This window comes from Variovorax sp. LjRoot175, assembly GCF_964253805.1.
Taxonomy (GTDB): Bacteria; Pseudomonadota; Gammaproteobacteria; order Burkholderiales; family Burkholderiaceae_C; genus Variovorax.
In genome coordinates, this window is record NZ_CAXURY020000002.1 from 413,327 (window position 1) to 436,885 (window position 23,559).

General features: G+C 65.1%; 25 protein-coding genes and 1 pseudogene. 3 read left to right on the top strand and 23 right to left on the bottom strand.

Annotation, left to right across the window (positions count from 1 at the left end; translation table 11 throughout):
- Nucleotides 1–6: 6 nt before the first annotated feature.
- The 7 genes from ACSQ89_RS31930 to ACSQ89_RS31960 all read right to left on the bottom strand — a co-directional run bounded on the left by ACSQ89_RS31930 (nt 7) and on the right by ACSQ89_RS31960 (nt 7,042).
- Nucleotides 7–849, bottom strand: coding sequence for an SDR family oxidoreductase (locus ACSQ89_RS31930; protein ID WP_436294375.1), 843 nt, complete (start codon nt 847–849; stop codon nt 7–9).
- Nucleotides 846–1,544 (bottom strand): TenA family transcriptional regulator, encoded by a 699-nt coding sequence (locus tag ACSQ89_RS31935; protein ID WP_436294376.1) that lies wholly within the window; start codon nt 1,542–1,544, stop codon nt 846–848. The genes ACSQ89_RS31930 and ACSQ89_RS31935 overlap by 4 nt, the downstream gene beginning before the upstream one ends.
- Complete coding sequence (locus ACSQ89_RS31940; RefSeq protein WP_436294377.1) at nt 1,541–3,001, bottom strand: AMP-binding protein; 1,461 nt, start codon at nt 2,999–3,001, stop codon at nt 1,541–1,543. The genes ACSQ89_RS31935 and ACSQ89_RS31940 overlap by 4 nt, the downstream gene beginning before the upstream one ends.
- Nucleotides 2,998–3,642 carry a thermostable hemolysin gene (locus tag ACSQ89_RS31945; protein WP_436294378.1) on the bottom strand — a complete coding sequence of 215 codons (645 nt, stop codon included), beginning with the start codon at nt 3,640–3,642 and terminating at the stop codon, nt 2,998–3,000. The genes ACSQ89_RS31940 and ACSQ89_RS31945 overlap by 4 nt, the downstream gene beginning before the upstream one ends.
- Nucleotides 3,643–3,928: 286 nt before the next feature.
- Nucleotides 3,929–5,047: an IS110 family transposase gene (locus ACSQ89_RS31950; protein ID WP_436296809.1), complete on the bottom strand. Its 1,119-nt coding sequence runs from the start codon at nt 5,045–5,047 to the stop codon at nt 3,929–3,931.
- A 213-nt stretch (nt 5,048–5,260) separates the two neighbouring features.
- The gene (locus ACSQ89_RS31955) at nt 5,261–5,683 is read right to left on the bottom strand and encodes an Hsp20/alpha crystallin family protein (RefSeq protein WP_436296822.1); all 423 of its coding nucleotides are present in this window, start codon (nt 5,681–5,683) and stop codon (nt 5,261–5,263) included.
- A 519-nt stretch (nt 5,684–6,202) separates the two neighbouring features.
- Nucleotides 6,203–7,042 carry a universal stress protein gene (locus ACSQ89_RS31960; protein ID WP_436294380.1) on the bottom strand — a complete coding sequence of 280 codons (840 nt, stop codon included), beginning with the start codon at nt 7,040–7,042 and terminating at the stop codon, nt 6,203–6,205.
- A gap of 218 nt (nt 7,043–7,260) precedes the next feature.
- On the opposite strand from ACSQ89_RS31960, the gene ACSQ89_RS31965 reads away from it, so the two are divergent.
- Both ACSQ89_RS31965 and ACSQ89_RS31970 read left to right on the top strand, forming a co-directional pair.
- Nucleotides 7,261–7,581, top strand: coding sequence for an HPF/RaiA family ribosome-associated protein (locus ACSQ89_RS31965; RefSeq protein ID WP_436294381.1), 321 nt, complete (start codon nt 7,261–7,263; stop codon nt 7,579–7,581).
- A gap of 136 nt (nt 7,582–7,717) precedes the next feature.
- Nucleotides 7,718–7,858: a hypothetical protein gene (locus ACSQ89_RS31970; protein WP_436294382.1), complete on the top strand. Its 141-nt coding sequence runs from the start codon at nt 7,718–7,720 to the stop codon at nt 7,856–7,858.
- On the opposite strand, the gene ACSQ89_RS31975 is transcribed toward ACSQ89_RS31970, so the two are convergent.
- From ACSQ89_RS31975 to ACSQ89_RS32040, 14 genes and pseudogenes are all read right to left on the bottom strand, one after another.
- A complete protein-coding gene (locus tag ACSQ89_RS31975; RefSeq protein WP_436296823.1) occupies nt 7,855–8,202 on the bottom strand; it encodes a TraR/DksA family transcriptional regulator in 348 nt (115 codons plus the stop codon). The two genes, ACSQ89_RS31970 and ACSQ89_RS31975, sit on opposite strands and share 4 nt — an antisense overlap.
- 264 nt (nt 8,203–8,466) lie before the next feature.
- The gene (gene mgtA, locus ACSQ89_RS31980; protein ID WP_436294384.1) at nt 8,467–11,124 is read right to left on the bottom strand and encodes a magnesium-translocating P-type ATPase; all 2,658 of its coding nucleotides are present in this window, start codon (nt 11,122–11,124) and stop codon (nt 8,467–8,469) included.
- Between the two features lie 46 nt (nt 11,125–11,170).
- Nucleotides 11,171–11,386 carry a hypothetical protein gene (locus ACSQ89_RS31985; protein WP_436294385.1) on the bottom strand — a complete coding sequence of 72 codons (216 nt, stop codon included), beginning with the start codon at nt 11,384–11,386 and terminating at the stop codon, nt 11,171–11,173.
- Nucleotides 11,387–11,547: 161 nt separating this feature from the next.
- Complete coding sequence (locus ACSQ89_RS31990; RefSeq protein ID WP_436294386.1) at nt 11,548–12,372, bottom strand: formate/nitrite transporter family protein; 825 nt, start codon at nt 12,370–12,372, stop codon at nt 11,548–11,550.
- 306 nt (nt 12,373–12,678) lie between these two features.
- Nucleotides 12,679–13,365, bottom strand: coding sequence for an acyl carrier protein (locus tag ACSQ89_RS31995; RefSeq protein ID WP_436296824.1), 687 nt, complete (start codon nt 13,363–13,365; stop codon nt 12,679–12,681).
- 436 nt (nt 13,366–13,801) lie between these two features.
- Nucleotides 13,802–14,032, bottom strand: coding sequence for a hypothetical protein (locus ACSQ89_RS32000; RefSeq protein ID WP_436294388.1), 231 nt, complete (start codon nt 14,030–14,032; stop codon nt 13,802–13,804).
- A gap of 34 nt (nt 14,033–14,066) precedes the next feature.
- Nucleotides 14,067–14,591, bottom strand: a complete 525-nt coding sequence (locus ACSQ89_RS32005) for a CBS domain-containing protein (RefSeq protein ID WP_436294389.1) — start codon at nt 14,589–14,591, stop codon at nt 14,067–14,069.
- Nucleotides 14,592–14,643: 52 nt separating this feature from the next.
- Nucleotides 14,644–15,066, bottom strand: a complete 423-nt coding sequence (locus tag ACSQ89_RS32010) for a hypothetical protein (RefSeq protein ID WP_436294390.1) — start codon at nt 15,064–15,066, stop codon at nt 14,644–14,646.
- 236 nt (nt 15,067–15,302) lie between these two features.
- Nucleotides 15,303–15,500 carry a hypothetical protein gene (locus tag ACSQ89_RS32015; protein ID WP_436294391.1) on the bottom strand — a complete coding sequence of 66 codons (198 nt, stop codon included), beginning with the start codon at nt 15,498–15,500 and terminating at the stop codon, nt 15,303–15,305.
- Between the two features lie 43 nt (nt 15,501–15,543).
- Nucleotides 15,544–16,832 (bottom strand): annotated as a pseudogene (groEL, locus tag ACSQ89_RS32020) (chaperonin GroEL); the annotation flags it as partial.
- A 61-nt stretch (nt 16,833–16,893) separates the two neighbouring features.
- Nucleotides 16,894–17,232: a hypothetical protein gene (locus ACSQ89_RS32025; RefSeq protein WP_436294393.1), complete on the bottom strand. Its 339-nt coding sequence runs from the start codon at nt 17,230–17,232 to the stop codon at nt 16,894–16,896.
- 20 nt (nt 17,233–17,252) lie between these two features.
- Complete coding sequence (locus ACSQ89_RS32030) at nt 17,253–17,483, bottom strand: BON domain-containing protein (RefSeq protein ID WP_436296825.1); 231 nt, start codon at nt 17,481–17,483, stop codon at nt 17,253–17,255.
- Between the two features lie 445 nt (nt 17,484–17,928).
- Complete coding sequence (locus ACSQ89_RS32035; RefSeq protein ID WP_436294395.1) at nt 17,929–18,246, bottom strand: hypothetical protein; 318 nt, start codon at nt 18,244–18,246, stop codon at nt 17,929–17,931.
- Nucleotides 18,247–18,417: 171 nt separating this feature from the next.
- Nucleotides 18,418–18,624 (bottom strand): hypothetical protein, encoded by a 207-nt coding sequence (locus tag ACSQ89_RS32040; protein WP_436294396.1) that lies wholly within the window; start codon nt 18,622–18,624, stop codon nt 18,418–18,420.
- 373 nt (nt 18,625–18,997) lie between these two features.
- Between ACSQ89_RS32040 and ACSQ89_RS32045 the strand changes: the two genes are divergently transcribed.
- Nucleotides 18,998–20,566 (top strand): phospholipase D family protein, encoded by a 1,569-nt coding sequence (locus ACSQ89_RS32045; protein WP_436294397.1) that lies wholly within the window; start codon nt 18,998–19,000, stop codon nt 20,564–20,566.
- 20 nt (nt 20,567–20,586) lie between these two features.
- On the opposite strand, the gene ACSQ89_RS32050 is transcribed toward ACSQ89_RS32045, so the two are convergent.
- Both ACSQ89_RS32050 and ppsA read right to left on the bottom strand, forming a co-directional pair.
- Complete coding sequence (locus ACSQ89_RS32050; protein ID WP_436294398.1) at nt 20,587–20,979, bottom strand: CBS domain-containing protein; 393 nt, start codon at nt 20,977–20,979, stop codon at nt 20,587–20,589.
- On the bottom strand, nt 20,976–23,420 hold the full coding sequence (ppsA, locus tag ACSQ89_RS32055; RefSeq protein WP_436296826.1) for a phosphoenolpyruvate synthase: 2,445 nt from the start codon (nt 23,418–23,420) through the stop codon (nt 20,976–20,978). Before ppsA ends, ACSQ89_RS32050 begins: the two co-directional genes overlap by 4 nt.
- Nucleotides 23,421–23,559: the final 139 nt, after the last annotated feature.

The following is a 23,559-nucleotide window of genomic DNA, read 5'->3' on the forward strand; positions in this document are numbered from 1 at the left end:
TGGTCCTCATAGAACAGTATTGAGCGGGGGCGAGTCGGCCTTGGGGCCCGCATGCGAGGCGGCGGGCAGGCTGTTGCGGTGCTTGACGAAGGCGGCGTCCATCGGGATGGGCGCGAGCCCGTTTAGGCGCACGGCCAGCTTTTCCGGAAAGCCGAGGAAACGCTCGGCAGCCTCGCTCTCCATCAGCTGCAGCATGGCGTGCGCCACCACTTCGGGGCTGTCCATCGCGGTGCCAGTGGCGCGGTTGTAGGCCTCCGCGTCGGCCGAGTTGAAGGCGGTGCGTGTGCTGCGCGGGCCGAGGTATTGCACGCGCACGCTGGTGCCGCCCAGCTCGCGGCGCAGCGCCTCGGCAAAACCGCGCAAGCCGAACTTGCTTGCGCTGTAGACGCTGTAGCCCGGCAGGCCGATGCGTCCCAGTACCGAACCCACGCAGATCACCTGGGCGCGCGGCAGGTCGCTCAGGTGAGGCAACAGCGCCCGGGTCAGCAGCATCGGGGCGAGCAGGTTGGTGTGCAGCACCTGGACGATGTCGTCCGGGCTCAGCGATTCCAGCCGACCAAAGCTCGGGACCCCCGCGCCGTGCACGAGCACGTTGCATCCCCAGGTGGAACCGGCCTCGCTCAGTTCCGCGAGGCCGGACACCTTGTTCAGGTCGGCGGCGTGCCACGCCACGCGCGGCGTCCGGACGTCGCAGTCGCGCGAGAGCGCGCGTGCCTGGGTCGACAGCCGCGCCGGCGATCGGCCGACGAGCATCACCGATGCGCCGGCCTTCAAGAAGGTCACGGCCGCCGCCGTTCCGATGCCGCCGGTGGCGCCGGTGAGCATGATGCGGGCCTCGGTAGCCTTCATGCCGTGGCCCCGATGGAACCGGCCGCCGCCAGGCCCGGCCGGACCTGCGGCAGGGGCAAGCTGCGGAACACATCGCCGTACAGGCGGTAGAAAGCACGTGCGGCATGCACGATGTCGGCCTGATCCTGTGGATCCTCGATCCGGTCCATCAGCAGCGCGAAGTGTGCGGCGTGCTCCTGGTCGAGCGTGCCATGCGAACGCAGGTAGCTGAAGGCCGCATCCGGCAGCTGCAGCGGCTGCTGAATCTGCTCGGCTGCGAGCAGCGCCAGCGACACGCTGGTGCCTTCGAGTACGTGCACCATGCCGAAGAAGCCCAGTGGATTTCGGCGCGCGATGGTGTCGTACGCATAGGCCACCATGACCTCGGTGGCGTGGCCCGGGAGGCCTTCGCGCACGGCCTCGGCATCGCCGCCGGCAGCGCGGATGTCGTCGAGGATCCACTGGTCATGACCCTGCTCCTCATCGATGTACTCGTCCAGTGGCTCGCGCAGCCAGTCGTTGCGCGCGGGCAGCGCGGCCTTGCAGGCTCGCAGCAACGGCACGGTGTGGCGCACATGGTGGTAGGCCTCGCGCAGGAAGGCCAGGTAGCTGGGCCGCGACACCTCGCCGCGCAGGCAACCCTGGATGATGGGTGTGCCGAGCAGCCCCATGCGGGCGTCGGCGGTTTGTTCGAGCAATCGGGCATGGAAGCTCATGAGCAATCCTGGGAGGTGGGGTGGTCAGAGGGGGCGATGCCCAAGGCATCGGCGTGTTCTTGCAGGATCGCCGCGCGCTGCGGGCGCCCGTTGGGGGTGGCCATCCCGGATTCCGGACTGAAGGCTGCGCGGGCGCGTGTCCAGCGCTGCACGCGCGCGTAGTCGGGCAGCGCTGCGTTGGCGGTTTCCACCGCAGCCTGTAGCGCCGCGTCGGGCACGCTCGGCTGCACCGGCCACAGCACGGCGCTCAGCGCCGCCTGCGCGTCGCCGAACACCACGGCCTGGCCGATGGCGTTCTCATCACGCAGGGCAGTTTCTACCCATTCCGGCGAAACGTTGCGGCCGAATGCGGTGATGAGCACCAGCTTCTTTCGCCCCTGGACGTGGACGAAGCCATCGGCGTCGATCGTGCCGAGGTCGCCGGTGGGCCACCACGGTGGCGTCGGTTCGGTGCTCCCGAGATAGCCTGCGAACAGGCTGCCCGCAATCTCGATCTCGCCGTCGGCCGCCACGCGCAAGCGGGCATGCGGCAGGGCGCGTCCGGCGGTGCCGATGCGGTCGGCACCGGGAAGGTTGAGTGTCTGGACCGAGGCGCCCTCGGACAGGCCGTAGCCTTCGTAGGCCGGAATCCCCAGCGCGCGTGCGCCGTGGAGCAGCTTGGCGCCGACGGCCGCGCCGCCCACGGCCACCATCCGGAGTGAGGCGGGCGCGCGCTGCCCGCTTGTCATGAGATGAGCGGCCCAGGCGCGCAGCATTTGCGGCAGCAGGATGATGCTGTGCGGCTGGTGCCATGCAACGGCAGCCTGAAAGCGAGCGGCATCGAAGCTGGACGACCCGGTCAATCCCAGCTCCTGCAGCGGCAGGACGATGCAGGTGGCGCCGCGCGACAGCGGCGCCATGACACCGGCGATGTTCTCGAGCAGTACGGCGAACGGCAGCGCGCACAGGTGGCGCCGGATATCCAGCGGCGCCATCGCTTCCACCAGTGCGTCGGATACCCGCCGCATGCCATCCGCGGCGAGGCACACGCCTTTCGGCGCGCCCGTGGTGCCGGAGGTGAACGTGATCTTCGCCGTATGCGGCGGCATCGGGACGGGCTCGCAGGGCAGGCGCACACAGGCGAGCGCCTGACTTGCCACCTCGCACGGCGCCGAGGGCGCCTGAGGCCATCGGGCGGCCAGCGCCGGGAGCGCGAGCACGGTGTCGACGCCCGCGGCGCGCAGGACATGGGCGATCTGCTCCCCGGTGAAGAAGAGCGGCAGCGGCACGTGCACCACACCCGTCTGCGCGGCTGCGAGATCGGCCACCACCCAGGCGGGGGAGTTGTCCATCAAGGTGGCGAGAACGTGCGTGCGCTGCGCTCTGAGGTGGTCGACCAGCCAGTCCACCTCCTGGCCGAGCTCGGCGCTGCTCCACGTGCGCTGTCCATCGTCCAAGGCACCGTCATTCGCCATCATGCGCGGCCCTTCGTGCCGCCTGAGCGGCGCACCAGGTGCCGCAGCGCCTGCTGAAGATGGCCCGCGAGTACCAAGGGGCGATGATCGTAGTAGCTGCCCCAGTGCCCGGCCTCTTCGCCGAGCGCGGCCGGGTCGGCCGTTCCCAGCACCAACGGCGTGACGCCGATGCGAACGAACAGATGGCGAAGTTCCTCGGTGAGCGTGCCCACCACCCACTGGAAGCGCTGTGCGGCCAGATGCGGGCCCAGCAGGAAGATGAGGCGCCGGCCTTCGCCCGCGCGTGCCGCGGCAAGGTGGCCGACCTCGACGATGCGTTCGCGCTGGGGCTGTGCATCGCCGTGCGCGGCCAGCAGCGACTCCACCGGCGCATCGAGGTAGCGTTCGAGAAAGAGCGGCGCTTGCGCCGCGTGCCGGTAGCCTGCCGCGGCGACGATGCTTCCGCCATGGTCGCGCAGGCTCACCAGAACCGGCGCGAAATCCGAGACGCGCGCACCATAGCGCCGGGCATAGATGCGCCGCACGAATGCCTCGACCTCGCGGCGGCGGGGATCGTCCGGCGGATGAATGGCAAACTCCGAGCGACCCGCCACCAGGCCTGCGCCAGGTGCCGGGTCGGCGTCAAATACGGGGGACGGGGCCATGAACATGCACACTCCTCATATGGTCGCCACTGTCAATAGCGCTACTGCATGGTTATGGGGTGTAGGTGTGTGTTGGGATCGATCGGGTGATGCGACACGAGAGTTGCAGCGACGATGAATCAGACTCATATCCGCGGATTGGTTACCAGCACTTCATCGATTCGTCGCGGGCCTGCCTCGCTCTAGCGTCGGGGATCTGCCTTGCGGTGCCCTTATAGGAGTGCCGAGGGTTGCCCTATCGTGGCTCGTATCGCATCGCCAGATCGATCCGGGTTTCTGCGTTTCTTCAGGTTGCCTCGACTTTCTCGCGCTGCGCCTGCATGCCGATGGCCCAGACGAAGCCGGCCAGCTCTCTGGCGACCGCGACGCAGGCCTTGTTGGCTTGCAAGCCACGCGCATTCAAAGCGGCAAACCGCTGGGTCAGCCGCAGCTGCGCCGTCCAGGCCATCCTTCGTATCGGTTCGGACAAATCTTGTTGTCGAATCTGCGCCTGTCTGCAGATGCGCGCCTTGAAGCGATAGTTCCAGGCGGCCTCGGTCAGTAGCCGGCGTGCATGCGCGTTACCCGTCTTGGTGATGCTGCCGCGGCTCGTGCGCTCGCCGCTGGAATGCTCAGATGGAACCAGCCCGAGATAGCCCATGAGCTTGCGCGGATGTGCAAAGCGCCCGAGGTCGCCGATCTCGGCCACCAGGCCAATCGCCGTGATCGCGGCGACACCCCGCAGTGCCTGCAGCGCACCGACCACCGGCTCGAAGCGCCAGCCAGCGATCGAGGCCTGCAGCGCCTTCGTCAGCCGATCGACGCGATCGTCTGCCGCCGTCACGGCTTGCCAGTATTCGGTGAACGCGGTCTGGGCGGCGCCGGCGCCGAAGTTCAGCGTCCCCAGCCAGCGGTAGTAGGCACCGCACCACGAGGTCTTGCCCTTGTAGCGCACGTCGTGGCGCAGCAAGAAGCCCTTGAGCTGATGGCGGGCCTGGACGCGACTGTGGACCGCGTCTTCGCGCGCCCGCGACAGGTCACGGATCGCTTCATCGTCTGGATCGGGGATCCACACGGCGCTCAACTGGCCGGCGCGCGAGCACTCGGCCAGTTGAACGCTGTCGCGTGTGTCGGTCTTGACTCGGTCGCCTGGACGCCGCGGAATCTGCGATGGGGCAATGATCTCGCAGACGTAGCCCTTGGCCTTTAGCGCTCGCTGCAAACCGAAGCCCGTCGGGCCGGCCTCGTACACGATGTGCAGTTGCTCGGCGGTGCCGACCTTGGCCAGCACCTTCAGCAGCTTGTTCACGTCGTGCGGGACCTTGCCGATCAAGCGCCCGGGCGCTCGATCTGGCTCGGCCGCCGCCACGCTGATGCTGTCCTTGTGGACATCCAAACCCACGTGAATCTTGCTACGCTCTTCCATGGTCGGTCTCCTTTGTTGCTGACGACGCAAGTCACAGCATGTAGCTCTACGTCTTTGGACGCAATCTACGATGTTGGAGACCGGCCGCCTGCTATGGGACGGCGACCATGATGTCTAGAGATGCCCGCGAGCCCGCGGGCAGATCCGGATGGATGTTCGGCGCTGTCGATGAACGCCGCCTTAAGCTGCCGGGCAGGACCCGGCGGTTGGGAGTTACTCGATCTTCAGATTGCGGCTGGCGCTACTCTCCCGCTTGGGCAATGTCAGGCGCAGCACGCCGTCCTCGAACTTGGCGACGGCCGTTTTCTCGTCAACATCGCTGCCCAGCGTAAAGCCGCGCGACACGCTGCCGTGATAGGTCTCCTTCACCAGCGTGCGCCCGTGCGTGTCCTCCTGCTCCTTCTTGATCTCGGCGGCGATGGACACGTAGTTGCCTTCGATGGAGACGCGAATATCGGCCTTCTTCGCGCCTGGAATCTCGGCACTGACCAGGTACTCCTTGTCGTTTTCGCTGATGTCGACCCGGATGTCCGACGGCAAGGCAACGTCATCCAACAGTTGGAGCGGTCGGGCCCAGCGGCGCAGCATTTCCGGGAACAGGTTGTCGATTCGTTCGAGGCGTGTCAAAGCATTCATGTGAATCTCCAGGTTGGGTGGAACGTTGCATCGATCGGCGGGGCAGATGCCGAGTCGTCGACGCATCCAGTCTAGGAGTCGCTTCATTTCACGATTTGCGCTCGATCAAGAATGACAAAGGAAAGAACGCGCTCGGGAATCTGCCGTCGGCGAAAAGTTCGGTCCAGGGGGTGCAGAAGTCTTTCGCGGACTCGACTTGCCTCGCGCCCACGAACTGGCAGAGGGATGACGCGGCGATTCGATGTGTGCAGCGGCGATGCCCACACCCTGCGCGCAGCGGTGAACGGGCGGCTGCACGAGCCGCCCCCCCCCCGCGGTGCCGCCGATCGGCTTGGAACGCTGGATCACGCTCTTCGAACGCGTGCATGCAGATGTCGGCGACGTCTCCGGCCAATGCCGAGCCGCAGCGAGCGCATGCCGTGCTCAGACAACAGGCCTGATCTGCGCGTTCTGAACGCATGCTGGGAAGGGAGCGGAAGGCGCACGAGGGGGATGCGCCTTGTCGCGACGACGGAGCGCTCAATGCGCCATCAGTACCGGTGCGGTCATCGACTCCAGTACCGTGCGGGTCGCTCCGCCCAGCACCAACTCCCGTGCGCGGCTGTGTCCATAGCAGCCCATCACGATCATTTCGGCGCCGGTGTCAGCGGCCAGGGCCAGCAGTTCATTGCCGGCATCGCGTTCGGAGAGCCACCGGTGCTCGCGCACGTGCTCAATGCCGTGCAGGCGGAGGTACTCCGGGACCTCCAATGGTGCCGATTCCATGTAGTCGGCGTTTTCCTCGGCGCAGACCAAGTAAACCTGCTTGGCTCCTCGCAGGAAGGGTAGCGCGGCGGTAAGCGCGCGGGCGGATTCTCGCGTGGGCTTCCAGGCCACCAGCACGACCTGCGGCGCGGCGGTTGCCTCGCCAGCGTAGGGAATGACGAGCGCGGGCTTGCCACTGTCGATGATGACACTCTCGACGAAATCACCAGGCACGTCGAAACCAGTTGCATCGGCCGGATCGCGCTGCCCAAGTACCAACAGGTCCGACGCCAGCGCCCGCCGTGCGAAAGTGCTGATCACCGGCTCGCCGCTCAACTCCAGCCATTCGCTCTCCGGCGCTGCGGCATCCCTCGCTCTTTCGAACATGGCCAAGGCATGGACACGGTGAGCCAGATCGATGTCTGTGGGCGACGGCGTGGGCGACGGCGGGACGCCTCCCGCCAAGGGCAGCAGGGGCAGGTAACGCGGGGCGACTGCGAACAGCGCGGTCACCTTTGCTTGATGGACGCCCGCCAGCTGATGCGCAAGGCGCAACCGCGCCTCGGCGCGCACCGTGCCGTCCAGGTGAACGAGAAGGGACTTGATGGAGTTCATTGCGATCACCCAGGCGACAGATTCAGCGATCTTGCGTGGCGCGCGGCTCCAAGGGCTTGCGCCAGCGCAAGAATTGGCAGGTTGCGCTGTCTGCGCGGCTGCCGTGCCCTCGGCCGCATTCGAGCGATGTTCGTGACTATTGAGCTACATCAAGGTGTCCGATACGCCTCTGCGCGATCCTGACTACCAGATCCAGCAATCCGATAACACCTCTTCTGATGAAGCTACCTCCAGAGATCCAGTTTCTTGGCCTCAATCCGTCGCCAGCCATCGAGTCCGTGGCGCGCGAAAAGGCGCTGAAGCTGGATGAGTTCTGTGCCGATATCGAATCCTGCAGGGTCTGTATCGACCTGACGCACAAACACCAGCATCAGGGGCGTCCGTTCGCAGTGCGTATCAACCTCACCCTGTCGGGGCACGAGTTGACCATCAGTCGCGTGCACGACGAGGACCCGTACATCGCCGTGCGCGATGCTTTCAACGGCATGAGAAGACAGATTGAGGATGCGGTGCGGCGTTCGCGGCACCGACGTGCATGAGAAGGCTACTGCGACGGAATGAATCAACCCTGGTCGTGGAGAGCTGCATGCCCAATGAAATTTCCCCCTCTCTTCGCTTCCCGATGGCCATATTCGATCAGCCCTCGACTGGCAGGCCGCGTTGATTGAGATCCCGATGCAGGTGCAGCGCAGTCAGTTGCAGATGATGTCCGCGTGGCAGACGTCGCTGGGCGCCGTCAACCAGGACTTGTGGGATCGATGGGTATGCCGCTTCGCCGGCGGCGTGCCGCTCGACGGCTCAAGCCATTCTGTCTAGGGGCGGCGGAGCTTGTTCTCGGCCGCGGTCTGGCATGCGGCGCAACGGATAGCGGTGGGTTGCGCCAGCAGGCGCTCGCGCGGGATGGCGTCGCCGCAGTCCGCGCAGACTCCATAGCGCCCGTCGGCCATGCGCTGCTCTGCCTGCTCGATGTCGAGCAGCCTGGCCCGATCAATCTCGATCTCGGCGAAGCGAACGTCGCCGAGGCGTTCGGCTTCGGCTTCGTCGGCGTGGCTTTGGACCTCATGATCCTGAGGCTGAAGACTGGTCTTGACGTCGGCGGCAGTGCCGCGGATTTCATCGAGAGCTCTGCGCTTCATGGCCTGCAGCTGATCGGCCAGCATGTTGCGGTCGGCATCAGTCAAGTGTTTCATGGGGACTCACAAGAAGTAGGGAGGAATGGCGTGGATCGTCGCTGCCGAATGGCTGGATGACCTTGACATCCGTCAACTGAACGCCGAGCAGGAGCACTATTTCTGATGGCTGCGGCCGTGGGGGCGGGATTGTCGAAGCGCGCGGGGGACTGCTGACGGGGCGTCAAGGGCCTCGGCGCGGCCGCCCCAGCGAATCCTCAAGGACAAGAATCCCTCAGCCAGCGAACCTTCGTGTCAGCGCTGAGATCGTCGTCTTGACGCTCGCGCGCGCTTGCGCCGGCTCGACGGTGCATTGAAGCGATGCTTGACGAACTCGGTCGCGGCCACGTAACCGAGGACGACGAGAATCATGCCGCCCAGCAGCCCCGGTGGGAGCGGGACCAAGCCAAAGAGGGCGGCCACCGGCGGAATGAAGGGCAGTGCAACAGCGATCACGGCCACGAGCATCGTCGTCGTCCACAACAACGTGCCGGGCCGACTGTTCCAAGCCGGCCGGTGAGTGCGTAGCACGAGGAGGACCGCGAGCTCTGTCAGTAGGGAGACGATGAACCAGGATGTCTGGAACAGCGATTCGGAGGCATGGAATACCTTCAGCAGCAGCCAGAAGGTCAGCAGATCGAACAGGGAACTTGTCAGACCGAACACCAGCATGTAGCGCCGCAATTCGTGGACGTCCCAATGCTGCGCGCTGACGAGCCGGTCCTCGTCGACCCGGTCGGACGAGATCGCGATGGAAGGTAGGTCCGAGAGGAAATTGTTGAGCAGGATTTGCTTGGCGGACAGCGGCAGAAAGGGCAGCAGCGGAGCGGCCAGCGCCATGCTGATCATGTTGCCGAAGTTGGCACTCGTAGTGATGCTGACGTACTTGAGCGTGTTCGCGAAGGTACGGCGACCTTCCTGCACGCCCTGGCACAGCACGTCGAGGTCAGGTCGAAGGAGCACCACGTCGGCGCTTTCGCGGGCCACGTCCGCGGCATCATCGACCGAGATGCCCACGTCGGCGGCATGCAGCGCCGGCGCGTCGTTGATACCGTCGCCCAGATAGCCCACCGCATGGCCGCGATGCTGCAGCGCGCGCACGATGCGTTCCTTCTGCTGAGGATCGACTTCGACGAACAGCACGGTCTTCTCGGCGCGATGCCACAGCGCCTCGTCCTTCATAACGTCGATCTGCTCACCGGTGAGCATGGCCCGGGCGTCGAGGCCGACGCTCTCGGCCACGTGGGCGGCGACGTAGCGGTTGTCGCCGGTGACGATCTTGATACCGATGCCGTACCCGGCGAGCGTCTTCAGCGTACTGCTGGCCGTAGCTTTCGGTGGGTCGAGGAAGAGCAGGAAGCCTGCGAAGGACATGTCGGCTTCATCGTCATGCGTGTAGCTCCTGCGCGGCCCGATCTCGCGCGTGGCCAGCGCCAGCACCCGGAAGCCGCGGGTGCCCTGCTCGCGAAACCATGCGTCCAGTCGCTCACGCTCCTCGTCGTCCAGCGGCACCGAAGCACCCCCGCGCGCGATCCGCGTGCACGTCGCGAGCACGTTGGCGAAGGCGCCCTTGGTGACGATCAGATGCGCACCCTCGGTCTCTGGTGCGATCACAATGGTCAGGCGTCTGCGCAGGAAATCGTAGGGGATCTCGTCGACCTTGCGCAGGCCGGCCGCGCTCAGCTCCGCCTTGACACCGGCGGCCACGAGGGCAGCATCCAGCGGGTTGACGATGCCCGTCTCGAACGCGGCGTTGAGATAGGCCAGGCGCAGCACTTCAGGCGAGGCTGTGCCATCGGGAGCGACAGCGGCCTCGAGCGTCATCACGCCTTCGGTGAGTGTGCCGGTCTTGTCCGTGCACAAGAAATCCATGCTGCCGAGGTTCTCGATGGCCTCGAGGTGGCGCACGATGACGCCTCGAAGTGCCATCCTGCGCGCGCCCGTCGACAGTGTCACGCTCACGATGGCGGGCAGCAGTTCTGGCGACAGCCCGACGGCCAGTGCGACGGCGAAAAGCATCGACTCGATCCATGGACGTCCCAGCCACTGGTTGATGATGAGCACGAACAGCACCATCACCACCATCACCCGGACGAGCAGCACGCCGAACTGCTGGACGCCGCGCGCGAACTCCGTCTCGGGCGGCGTGGCGCGTAGCCGCTGCGCCACGGCCCCGAAGGCAGTGTGCTCGCCGGTGTGGACAACCAGCACCGTGGCGGTGCCGCTGCGTACCGACGTGCCCAGATAGACGCAATTCGTGCGATGAGCGAGGGGCGTTCCCTCTGCCAGTACCCCAGGTTGCTTTTCCACTGGAAATGACTCGCCGGTGAGGCTGGCTTCGGTCACCAGGAAGTCGCGGGCCTCGAGCACGATCCCGTCGGCCGGAACCAGGTTTCCAGCCGAAAGCATGACCATGTCGCCCGGCACCAGCTTGCGTGTCGGTACCGCGTGCTGCACCCCGTCGCGCAGCGCGGTCACTGTCAGGGCGAGTCTGTTGCGCAACCGGGCGACCGCCTTCGAGGCGCGGTATTCCTGCAGGAAGCCAAGGCCGCAGCTGCCCAGGACCACGGCGAGGATGATCGTGGCGTCGAGCCAGTCGCGAAGGATCGCCGACACGGCGCCGCCGAAAACGAGGATCAGCACCAGCGGACTCTTGAATTGCCCGAGGAGGAGCCGCACGACCCCTCTGTCCGCCTCTTCGTCGATGGCGTTGATCCCAGCCGTCTTCAGGCGTTGGGCCGCCTCTGCTGACGACAGGCCTTCGATGCCGCTGCTCAATTCGGCCAGCAAACCGCAGGCTTCGCGGCTCCAAAACGCCGACTGGTCCAGGGAGGCAGGGCTTCGTGCCGGCAGCGTGCCTGCGTCGCGGCGACGCGGGCCCGAACGTCGGCGGTGCGTCCTTGCGGTGGTCAATCGGCGCTCAGGGTCCGCCACGATGGTGGTTTGACCACACGAAGGGTCAGCCGTCGAGCGGTACACCGCCGCCGAAACGGCACACCCATTGATCCCACAAGTCCTGGTTGACGGCGCCAAGCGACTTTTCCCACGTAGCCAGTACCTGGCACTGATTGCGCTGAGCCTGCATCAGGAAGCCGACGAGCACGCTCTGCCAGGCAAGGTCCGACAGGAGGTAGCCATCGCGAAGCGGCGATACGGGCGGGGCATCATCGGCCATTGCAGTTCTCCTGCGAGAGTGGTTGTCGTCCATCAGCGGCTGCCGGGATCAGTGCTCAGACTTGCATCGGTCGATGGCTGGAGGTCATCGTACGTGCGGTCGCCAGAAGAAGATTGACGTACATCAAACGGCGCTGAATCGGTTCGGCGCAACAGGACGGCCTATCTCAGTTCCGCCGTCCGCCGATAGATGACGTGATACACCAGGCCCACGAGCACGCTGCCGCCGACGATGTTTCCGAGCAATACCGGAACGAGGTTGCGCAACATTCCTCCCAGCGTGATGGGAATGGTGCTGGCCGCCACACCATCGAAGGCCTGTAGCAACATGGCCAGAGGAATGATGTACATGTTGGCGATGCTGTGTTCGAAGCCGGCAGCAACGAAGGCGGAGATCGGAAAGACGATCGCCACGACCTTATCGACGACGCTTCGTCCTGCAAGCGCCATCCAAACCGCCATGCAGACCAGCACGTTGCAGAGAATTCCTCTGAAGAAGGCCGTCCAGAACGGCAGGGCCACCTTGGCTGCGGCAACCCGGAGATACTCCTGCGCAACCGCGCCGCCGCCAGATTCATGGTGGCCCGAAAGAAAGACGATCAGCGCCAGCCCCGCGGCGCCGATGAAGTTACCTGCGCAGACAATCGTCCAGTTCCGCAAGAGATCGCGCGTGGAAATCTTCCCGTCGGCCCAGGCCATCGCCAGCAGATTGTTTCCGGTGAACAACTCGGCACCCGCCACGATCACGAGGACCAACCCCAAGGAAAAGGCCACGCCACCGAGCGCCTGCTTGGCGGCAAACCCCAGAGTTGGGTCGGATCTGATCAACAGGAAATAGAGCGCACCCAAGCCGATGAAGGCTCCGGCGAGAACGCTCAGCATGAGCGCGGAAAGCAACGGCAAGTGCGCCTTGGCCGCGCCGACCGTGTCGACCCGCGCCGCGATTTCCTTCGGTGAGAAGGCGTCGAAACCGAAGACTTCAGACATGGCGTACCTTTCCGGACCGGGGCCCATTGCGTGAGCGCAGCCGCCTGCACGGGTCGAGAGGCGCGGGCAGCGAATCTCGTTGAGCGTACTGGCCCGTCCCTCTCCGCGATCCTCACATTGAGGATCGGTCCGGTCATGTGGCGAACGTCGGTTGGCCGCGTTCGCTGTCCCGATGCTAGGTATCGACGCTCGATTCGCGGTTGATGGGGATCAAGTGGTATGCCGAGCTTGCACGGTGGAACCGCCTTGATGGCCGCGTGTTGCGCGGCACCGATCGAACCCATAATGTCAGCTTGGACACCGCATTTAACCGGCTTCCTGCATGACATCTGCTTGTTGATGGAACTTGTGAACAGCCTTTCCCGACGCCGTTTCATCTGCGCGCTGGGGGCGTCTGCGTTCGCCGTGGGACCGCTCGAGGCGCAGGCCGGCGTTGCCAGGCGCGACGCCAAGGCGCTGTAGCGCCACGGCTATCGTACGCGCGTGCTCGAGCAATGCGCTGTGGTCGAGCTCCTGTGGCTCCTGGCCATCGCGCAACAGTGCGGCATGGCGCCGCGTGCCGGCCCTGTCGGCATGCCACTGCAGAACGTCGAGCAGCGTCTGCGCCTGGTATGGGAAGTCGGCTGCGCCCGGTCCGAGCGGCGCTAAACCAACCGCGGCGGGCGTGGCGGGACGGATGCTGCTGCGCAGTGGGGCCGCGGCCAGTGCGCGCAACAGGTCGCGCGGCGTCTGCGCGGCCTGCATTGCGGCTTCGGGCATGCGCACGTCGAACGCCTGCTCGAGGCGCAGCATCAGCTCCATCCGCGCGAGGCTGTCGATCCCAAGCATGCGCTGCAGGTCGTCGTCCAGGTTCGGGGGCGCTGCCTCGCCGCCGCGCAGTTCATGCAACAGCGTTTGAATCACCGACGTCAGGCGCGCCGGTGTCACATCGGGCCTGCCAGGCGCCGCTGACGTGACGGTAGTGTCCGACCGTTCTTCCATCCTGAAGACCATAGGTGGTCAGCGGCCGGTTCCATTGCGCTGGCGCAAGACAGCGACATGTTCCAGTTTGGCGGCTGCAAGTTGACATCTTCGATGTGGCTTTGCCCTAGCCGGGTGCGACCCGCATTCATGCAGCTGAAGAAAGAAGGCCCACCATCCCTTGCGAATGGCAGGCCCTGGTGAAGGACCCCTCCCGGGCGCGTTCGCGCCCGGGCAGTCTGAGGTTGCGTTCATCCCCACGGCGCCGGGGCGGCGCCATGAACTCCCCCGAAGGGGAACCCCCGCCGTCGTCTCTGAATGTCCGACATTCGCCTTTCATTCATATCTGTCATCGGACACCGAGGCATGATTTGATCTGGCGCAGAGCACGGCGCACGAAAACTGTTGGCGCTCTGCACCTTGAGGAGATCGGCGATCTCGTCGAAGACCGCAGCCACGTCAGCGTTGACTACGATATCTTGCACACGATCTCGGGCCAGAGCGCGCTGGATCCCGGGTTGTAGTGCCAGAGGATCTTGGTGATCTTCGCCTTGCCCTTGGCCTCTTGCTCGACCTTGGCGTCCTCGGGGATCACGATGGTCTGTCCGACTTTGGGAAAGGGCCCCGCGTATGGGTGGTGCGTCGTGCCGACCTGCACCTCGTAGGTTCTCTTCGCAGAGGTATGGATGGTGATCTTCATGAGGACTTCCAGCCTGCCGAGCAGGATCTGGCCATCAGGCCATCACGGTGTTCCAGCCCGCGGTCCCGATGGCGGGACCGCGTAGCGGCAACGGCTTCGGCGGCGGCGTGCCCTTGGACTCAGCGACCTCGCGTTCGATGCCGCTGCGAATCACCGTGGCAAGGCCGGTCAGCTCCTTGGCGCATGCGTCCAGCAGATCGTCAAGCGAGACGATGCCGGTGACGCGATTCTCGCCGTCGGTCACCAGCACTCGCCGTACGCCATGGGCCTCCATGACGGCCAGCGCGTCAGTAATGTCGGCCGCTTCAGGGACGCTCGCGATCTTGTCGCTTGCCAGGTCACCGATCTTGATTCCTGCAGGCTCGAGGCCACCGGCAAGGACGTCGATCACCAGGTCACGGTCGGTGACGATGCCGGTCACGCAGGGTCCCGCTGCCGTCTGGCCGGTGACGATCAGCGCGCCGACGTGATGTTCGCGCATCAGGCTGGCGGCTTGGGCGAGGGTACTGCTGCAGTCCACGGCGATCATGCGCCGCGTGCAAATGGAGCCGATGCTCATGTGTGTCTCCTTGATGCAATGTTGGGAGGTGGCGTGCCGGCGGGGTGCCTGTTCACAGCTCGTTCGCGACGGGCCAATAGAGGGTCGCCTGCGTCACTGCTCTGCCGACGCGAATGGTCTTAGTGCGCGTGAGGCCGGCGTAGCTTGCACTGACGCGGTAGACGCCGGGACTCAGCGCCACATAGAACAACGGACCGCAGTCCGCAAACGGACCGTATGAAGCACTCCGGTCGGCCGCCTCGACCGAGACGGTGACGCCTGCAACGTAGGCGCCGGTCTGGGCCTCGGCAAAGGTCAGCCGCAGGTTGTACAGGTCCTGCGTCGCCTGCATCTCCTGCTGGCCTTCGTAGCTGATGCCTCCGCTGGCATGCGCGCCAGGCACCAGTACGGGCGATACGGCGATGGCCGGTCCCGAAACGCCCTGCAGAGCGACGAGCATCGCGGCGCCGAGGCGGGCGGATGTGCGCGTGTTCATGGGTGTACCTGTTCCGAGTAGCTGTATGTGCTGTCATTCTGGAAAGGTCAGCGCCGCATGTGCTTGTGCTGGATCAACAATGTGCCATGGCAGCGGCAGATGGGGCGGCGCGTGCGCAAAAAGCGCGGCCAACGTCGTTCCATGAATGCCGGCGAGTTGTGCGCAAGGTGCAGCCGGGCTTCGGCGCGAAGTGTGCCATCAAGAGGAACGATGCGTGGTCGACTGATGGAGATCGGTCAGCAGCGCACGCATTGCCGATCCGCGACCTCATGACGACGAGCCCACTCCTTGGCCTTGGCGATCCCGATGCGGATGGCCTTGCCGTCGTCGCAACCTTCGTCCAACGAGGCGTTCGCGATCTCGACCGCCTTCTGCCGCACGGACGGTGGAAGCCCGTGCATGGCCGCTGGGCAGTTGTCGAAAGTCCAGGGCATGCTCTACTGCTGCGTCGACGACCGGGGAGGGAGTAACTCGGTTTCAGTACATGCCGGGCTCGGCGTCCGCGCGCAATCCGCCCGTTGCCTTTTTCGGCGCGTTGGCGACCATGCAGTCGGTGGTCAGCACCAGGCTGGCGATCGAGGCAGCGTTCTGTAGCGCGAGGCGCGTCACTTTGGAGGGGTCGATGACCCCCATCTCCAGCATGTCACCGTACTCGCGTGTCGCCGCGTTGTAGCCGAAACTGCGTTGGGCGGATTCGTCGACCTTGGCCAGCACGATGGAGGGCTCGTCAGCCGCGTTGCCGACGATGCGGCGCAGTGGCTCCTCGAGCGCACGCTGCACGATCTTGATGCCCGAGGCCTGGTCCAGATTGGGCGCTGGAAGATCTGCCAGCGCGCGCCGCGCGCGCAGCAGCGCGACGCCGCCACCGGGAACGATGCCTTCCTCGACCGCGGCGCGGGTGGCATGCAGCGCGTCCTCCACGCGCAGCTTGCGCTCCTTCAGCTCGGTCTCCGTGGCTGCGCCTACCTTGATGAGTGCCACGCCGCCCGACAGCTTGGCGAGGCGCTCGTCCAGCTGCTTTCTCTCGTAGTCGCTGGTCTGCGTCTCGCGTTCCTTGCGAATCGCGGAAACACGGTCGCGTATGACTTGGGCGTCGCCCGCCCCGCCGATGATCGTCGTGCTGTCCTTGTCGATCACCACGCGGCGTGCACGGCCCAGATTGTCAAGCGTCGCCTTGGCGAGGGTCAGCCCGAGTTCGCTCGAGATGACCTGCCCACCGGTCAGAATGCCGATGTCCTGCAGCATCGCCTTGCGGCGGTCGCCGAAGCCGGGCGCCTTCACGGCACAGGTTTTCACGACACCGCGCACGCTGTTGATGACCAGCGCGGCCAATGCGTCGGCCTCCACGTCCTCGGCGATCACCAGCAGCGGGGCGCCCGACTTCGCCGCGGCTTCCAGCAACGGCACCAGATCGTTGATGGCCGAGAGCCTCTGGTCGCACAGCACGACCAGCGCGTTCTCCAGAACCGCGGCCTGTTTCTCGGTGTCCCGTTAATGAAGTAGGGCGACAGGTAGCCGCGGTCGAACTGCAGGCCTTCGACGATCTCCAGCTCGCTGACAAGCCCCGAACCGTCCTCGATCGACACGGCGCCCCCTCGGCCCACCTTGTCCATCGCATGGGCGATGAGGTCGCCGGTCGAGCGGTCATTGTTGGCCGAAATGCTCGCTACGTGGGCAATCTCCTGCGAGGTCGCACACGGCTGGGAGATCGTCTTCAGCTCGCGCACCTTTACCGCATCGGCGAGCGTGTCCACACCGCGCCGGATCTTGTCGCGTGCATCTTCGCGGAAGAGAAGCTGTTTGGCTGTCATGTCAAGTGATCCGTCATCAAGAGGCGTATGCCGTTCCGAACAGTAAGGCGCTCGATGCGGTGCCGGTTTGATCGGGCGCAAGCATCGCGACGATCGTGTGGTGCGCATCGAGCTCGAGATGTCGGGCCATGAGTTGACCATCAGCCGGGTGTTCGACAGAGACGAATACATTGCGTTGCGCGGCGCAATTGATGGCACGAGGCGTCGGTCGAAGTTGCCGGTGCGGTTGCCGGTGCGATGCGGCCGGCGCCGATGCGAACGTTAGATCGATCGTCGACCGTGCTTGGTGGAAGACCGGCATGCAACCGCGTTCAAGGAAGAAAAGGCGCCGTCGCGAGAGTTCATGGGCCTGCATCAATGTCGGCCTGCGTCGCCTCAGGACTTCTCGGGTACGGAACGCACGGTCAGTTCGTTCACTAGGGACTTAACGCTCTGCACTCGTCGCACTGCGCATTCGACGGCATGGCGCATCGCAAGACCGGTGACCTGGCCGGTCAACGTGACCACGCCGTTCTCGACACGCACGTCGACATCGGCACCGCTGACTGCCGGGTCCCAGTTCAATACCGCGAAGACTTCGTGTCTCAGTTCCATATCGGGGTTCATGGCGGCCCTTTCGAGTCTTGGCGGATTCGTCACTCTAGGCGCTGTTCGGGGCGGCGTGTTTGCGATGTATCAAGCCATGCAGCTCCTGCGTCGTTGGAACCTCCTGGGCGCGCGGATCTGCGGCGGATCAGGAACAGAATGCGCATGGGGACCCGACGGAAATGATGGACGCGCCAATGAGCGAAGGACAGCCAGTGGACGAAAGTGCCGGTGAGGACTCCTTATCGGAGGGGAGTTCATGACTTCGACTCCGACGACGTGGGGCGCCGTGGAAATGAAGGCAACTTCTGATCGCCCGAGCGTCCATGCGCCGGGCGGGGAACTTCACCGAGCCCTGCCTTTCGCGAGGATGGACCTGCTTTTCCGCCCTTGCTGATCGGCGGCGTCTGCGCCGCGTCACGCGCCGACTGGCCCGGTTCGCAGTGAAACTCCTCGAATTCGCCGTTCAGGGATTGAGGACTGCCCCATTGAGGTGCCGGACCCATTCGACGTGCGCTTGCAGGAATATATCGATCTCCTGCAGCACGTCCAGCAAAACGCCGTCCGTGCGCGGGTTCTCCGGCTGTCTGGCGCGTTGACCGCCTTCCCGGATGTGGACGCACACGTGTGTTGAATCCATGCCCGAACTGATGCGGACCTCGTGCCCGCTCAGATCGAACGGTGCCAGGTGATGGTCGTACCGCAGGTGATTGCTGCAGGCCGGTCGTCGCGTGTTGGTCGTGGGACGGATCGCGCGAATCGGCGGTGGCGATGCGCGCGGCACTGCCGCTGCTGCTGACCAGGGCGGCTGGCGCGAAGCTCGTGTTCTTCCGACGCTGCGACGAGCCGCAAGACGAGGCCTGGCCGCTCGTTCCGAGATGATCCGATGGCTTCAGCAGCACGGCATCCAGGCAGTGGCCGAGCAGGACGCGACCGACATCGGGGACCACAGGGCTCACTTCTTGTCCGTGCCCGCCGGCGGGCGACCCTTGGGACTGGTGGCTTCGCGCGTCCTGCTGGCCGCATCTTTGGCGGCGGCGTCTCTGGTCTTCTGAGCGGTGGTTTGCGGTGGGCTCAGCCGGCCTGGTGGCGTGTTGTCGACGGCGAAAGACGCTGCGCTGACTGCGATCGCCAGCAGGGCCAGCAGCTTCTTCGAACTCATGAGATCTCTCCCCGAAGTTGATAAAGGTGCCGGGGATGCGGCCCGAAGAGCGTCGATGTGTTGCGCCGGTGCAAGAAGTTCCGACGTCGCATCCGCAATGGTGAGGCCGCGTTCGTCTTATGGTGCGTGATGCGCTTCAAGGCGCACAGCCGAACACGCGCAAAACTGATGCCTGGCTGTCTCGGCGCCACCCTTCACCGCTCGCGGGCCAGGCGAGGCACGGGTGTCGCGACTGGCGAGTTCGAGCTAGCGGATCAGTTGGTAGCGCTTGAACTCGTCAGGCTCGACAAGTTGGTGTGCGCTTCAATTTGCCTTGAGGTTGCGCAAGACGCGACGCGGGCCCCCGTGGAGACAATCGGCGATGGATGCTGCAATGAAGCGCCTGCACGCAGGCCTGATGATCGCCCTCGCGGCTGCCGCGCTACTGAGCGGCTGCGCGACGGTGCCGATCGAGGTGCCGCGGCCCGAATCCCATGCGATTGACCATCCGGAACAGACATTTCTGGGTCGCGCTTTTGCCGGCCAGCTCTCGGCGACGCCCGGGGATTCGGGCTTTCGATTGCTCGTGTCCGGCGAGGAGGCCTTTGCGGCGCGTGCGGCGCTGGCGGACGCGGCGCAGCAGTCGCTGGATCTGCAGTACTACGTTATCGAGCAGGATGCCACAGCCACGATGCTGATTTACCGGACGCTGCGCGCAGCCCAACGTGGCGTGCGCGTGCGCCTGCTACTGGATGACTTGTATGCGGCCGGTCGCGATCTCGACCTTGCCACGTTGGCGACCCACCCCAATGTACAGGTGCGCGTGTTCAATCCCTTCCCACGCCGCGGTCCTCCTGGCGTGCTGCAGTGGCTGGACTTCCTCGGCGACGGCGCGCGGCTGAACCGCCGCATGCACAACAAGCTATGGATCGCCGACAATGCGGCCGTGGTGCTCGGCGGGCGGAACCTGGGCGACGTTTACTTCAACCTGCGCGGGACGAGCGATTTCGCGGATCTCGATGTGCTCGCGGCAGGGCCCATCGTCGCGCAGGTTTCGCACAGCTTCGACGACTACTGGAATAGCGCATCGGCCGTACCGATCGCCACGTTCCTGGGCGGTCTGCCTGAGGCCGGGCAGGCGCAGCGGCACTTCGCCGAGATGGCGGTGCAAGCAGAGCGCTTTCGCGAGACGGACTATGCGCGACGCTTGCGCGCCATGGACTTCTGGCGCGAGTTGCGAGGCGGCAAGCTGGCGCTGGTCGCGGCACCCGGGACCGCCCTCTACGATACGCCGGCCAAGTCGAAGGTTGGCTCCACGGGCGGCGGACAAATTGCCGTTGGCATGCGTCCGATCATCGAGGCGGCGCGTCGAGAGGTGCTCCTGATTACCCCGTATTTCGTACCGAGCGATCGAGGTGTTGCGGTTCTTTGCGCGCTCGCGCGCAAGGCCGTGCGGGTCAGGGTGCTCACCAATTCCCTGGCGTCGACCGATGTTCCGTTGGTGCACGCAGGCTACGCGCGCTACAGGCCTCGATTGCTCGAATGCGGGGTCGAATTGCACGAGTTTCGTCCGGCCCTGGCCTCGTCCGGCAATGCGCGCCCCGGCTTGTCGTCCGGCGCCAGCCTGCATGCCAAGGCCGTCGTTGTCGATCAACGGTGGGTGCTGATCGGGTCCATGAACCTGGATCCCCGTTCGCGGTCTGCCAACACCGAAATCGCGGCCTTGATCGAGAGCGACACGTTGGGCGGACAACTCGAAGCCCTGTTTGCGGAGGCGACCGCACCCGGCCTCGCTTACCGGGTCGAGCTTGCAGAGCCCGAGGACAACGGCGCCGCGCAGCTCATCTGGCATGGCATCTTGGACGACAAGCCGGTGCACTACCGCAGCGAGCCGCTGGCCGGCGGCTGGCGACGGTTCGTCGCCGGCTTGTTGGGACGGTTCGCCCCGGAGGAACTGCTTTGAGCGCTGCCGGCGGTGGGCTGTCAAGCGTTGTCGCCGCAACCAAAGGCCCGCACGAAGTCCAAGGACGACACCACGCCGGCGATTCCATTGCCGTCGATCACGATGACATGATGAATCCCGCGTTCCACCATGAGCGCCGCCACCGTGGCGACCGGGGTTTCCGAGTCGACGACGATCGGCTTGTAGGAACACATCTGCCAGGCGCGCGTCGCGGCAGCGTCTCGTCCTTGCGCATGGAATCCGACAAGATCCGAGGCGCTGATGACACCGACGATTTCACCTCGTGCCGGCTCCAGGACCGGCACCCACGACAGGTGCTTGCTGGCAAGCAGGGCTTCCACCTGTGCCACGCTGTCTTCCATGCTGACACTGCACACCGGACGCTGCATCAGGGAAGTGATGGGTCGACTCATGATGTTGCTCCTTCTGATTGCTGACGCGGCGAACGCCCGAGACGTTGTTCGACGGCAAGGACGTCGCGCGTGATCTTGAGCAGCGTGTCTGGCGTCACGCTGATGGCGTCGATGCCGAGTTCCACCAGGTACGCGGCCACTTCCGGGTAGTCCGAAGGCGCCTGGCCGCAGATACCGACATGGCGACTGTTGCGTCGCGCCCCTTCGATGGTCTGCCGGATCATCGCCTTGACGCCTTCGTCGCGTTCGTCGAAGTCGAAGGCCACCATGCGTGAGTCGCGGTCGACGCGCAGCACGAGTTGTGTCAGGTCGTTGGAACCGATCGAGAAGCCATCGAACAGTCTGGCGAAGGCGTCGATCTGGATCACGTTGTTCGGAATCTCGCACATGACGTAGATCTCGAGGCCGTCCAGACCGCGTTGCAAACCATGGGTGGCCATCGCCTCGAGCACGCGCTCAGCTTCGTGAATGCGGCGGCAGAACGGGATCATCAGCTTCACGTTCGCGAGTCCCATCTCTTCTCGCACCCGCTTCATGGCGGCGCATTCGAGCGAAAAGCCTTCCGCATAGGCCGGATGCGTGTAGCGCGAGGCACCACGAAAGCCGATCATCGGGTTCTCCTCTTTCGGTTCGAACCAGGAGCCGCCGACCAGACTGGCGTACTCGTTGGTCTTGAAGTCGGACATGCGAACGATCACCGGTTTCGGATAGAAGGCCGCGGCGATCATGCCGACGCCTTCCGACAACTCGCGCACGAAGTAGTCGGCCGGCCGCTCGAACGACTGCGTCAAGCGCGCGATCTCGGCGCGCACCGCGGGGTCGTCCACCTTCTCAGGATGGACCAGTGCCATCGGGTGGATCTTGATGTGTTCGGCGACGATGAACTCCATGCGCACCAGGCCTACGCCGTCGTTGGGCAGCAGCGCCGTCTGGAATGCGCTGTCGGGATTGCCCAGGTTGACCATCAGGTGAGTCTGCGGTCGCGCGAGCGTCGACAGATCGACGCCGGTTTTCTCGAATGGCAGCGCGCCTGCGTAGACACGGCCCTCGGCCCCCTCGGCGCAAGACACGGTGACTTCGTCGCCGCTACGGATCCTCACGGTGGCATCGTCGCAGCCGACGACCGCGGGAATGCCCAGCTCGCGGGCCACGATGGCCGCATGGCAGGTGCGCCCGCCTCGGTTGGTGACGACCGCAGCCGCGATCTTCATCACCGTGCCCCAGTCGGGCATTGTGGTGTCGGCCACCAACACCTCGCCAGGTCGGAACTGGCCGAGCGCCATGACATCGGAGATCACGCGGGCTTTGCCTACCGCGATCGTCGAGCCTACGGCCCGGCCGGTAAGCAGGGGAGGGGCAGGCGCATCGAGGCGATACTCGTCGACGCGGTGCAGCGGCTTGCAGGAGGCGACCGTCTCGGGCCGGGCCTGCACGATGTAGATGCGCCCATCGACGCCATCCTTGGCCCATTCGATGTCCATTGGCGTCGGTCGGCCCACATGGCGGCTGTAGTGGTCTTCAATTGCCACGGCTGCGTCGGCCAGCGCCAGAACGTCGGCGTCGTCGATGCAGTATCGAGCCCGGTCTTCCGGCGCCGTCGGCAGGTTGCAGGTCGTTTCCCGACCAGCGCCCTTCGAATACACCAGCCGAACATCCTTGCTGCCCAGCTTGCGCCTGAGTACGGCGCGGTGGCCCAGTTTCAGGGTCGGCTTGAAGACGTAGAACTCGTCGGGATCCACGGTGCCTTGCACGACGTTCTCCCCGAGCCCGTGGGCGCCGGTGATGAAGACGACGTCGCGGAATCCGCTGTCGGTATCGAGCGTGAACATGACGCCGCTGGCTGCGCGGTCAGAGCGCACCATCTGCATGACGCACACCGACTGGAGGATCTGGAAGTGGTCGAATCCATTGTCGACACGGTAGGCGATGGCGCGGTCCTTGAAGAGACTGGCAAAGCAAAGGCGTACGGAGTCCAACAGCCGGGCCTCGCCGGAGATGTTCAGAAAGGTCTCATGCTGCCCGGCGAAGCTCGCAGTCGGGAGGTCTTCCGCCGTAGCTGAGCTGCGTACCGCTACCGTCATATCGGCGCCGTATTCTGTTCGCAGTCGCGCATACGCTGCGCGAATCTCGGCCGTCAACTCTTCGGGGAGGGCGGCGGCATAGATGATTTCGCGTGCGTCCCGCGCGCGCCGCGCGAGGTCATCGACGTCCTTGACGTCCAGACCGGCCAACGCCGCTCTCAGGCGCGGCAACGCGCCGGCGAGTTCCAAGGTAAGGCGATAGGCATCGGCTGTGATCGCGAACCCGTTGGGCACGTGGACACCGAGTTGGCTCAGTGCGCGGTACATCTCGCCGAGTGACGCGTTCTTGCCGCCCACGGTCGCGACGTCATCCGCGCCGAGTTCAGAGAACCAGCGGATATAGGTCGATTGCGGGTTCATGAGTGTCTCCTAGTGCCTCGGCTGTACACGCGTGCATCAACAGGTGCGATTCAGTCTAGGAATCTCCCGCTGATTCGATTTGCGCTCGATCAAGGAAATCCTCGATGCCGCGCGGCGGATGGCTATCGGCGATGGGCGC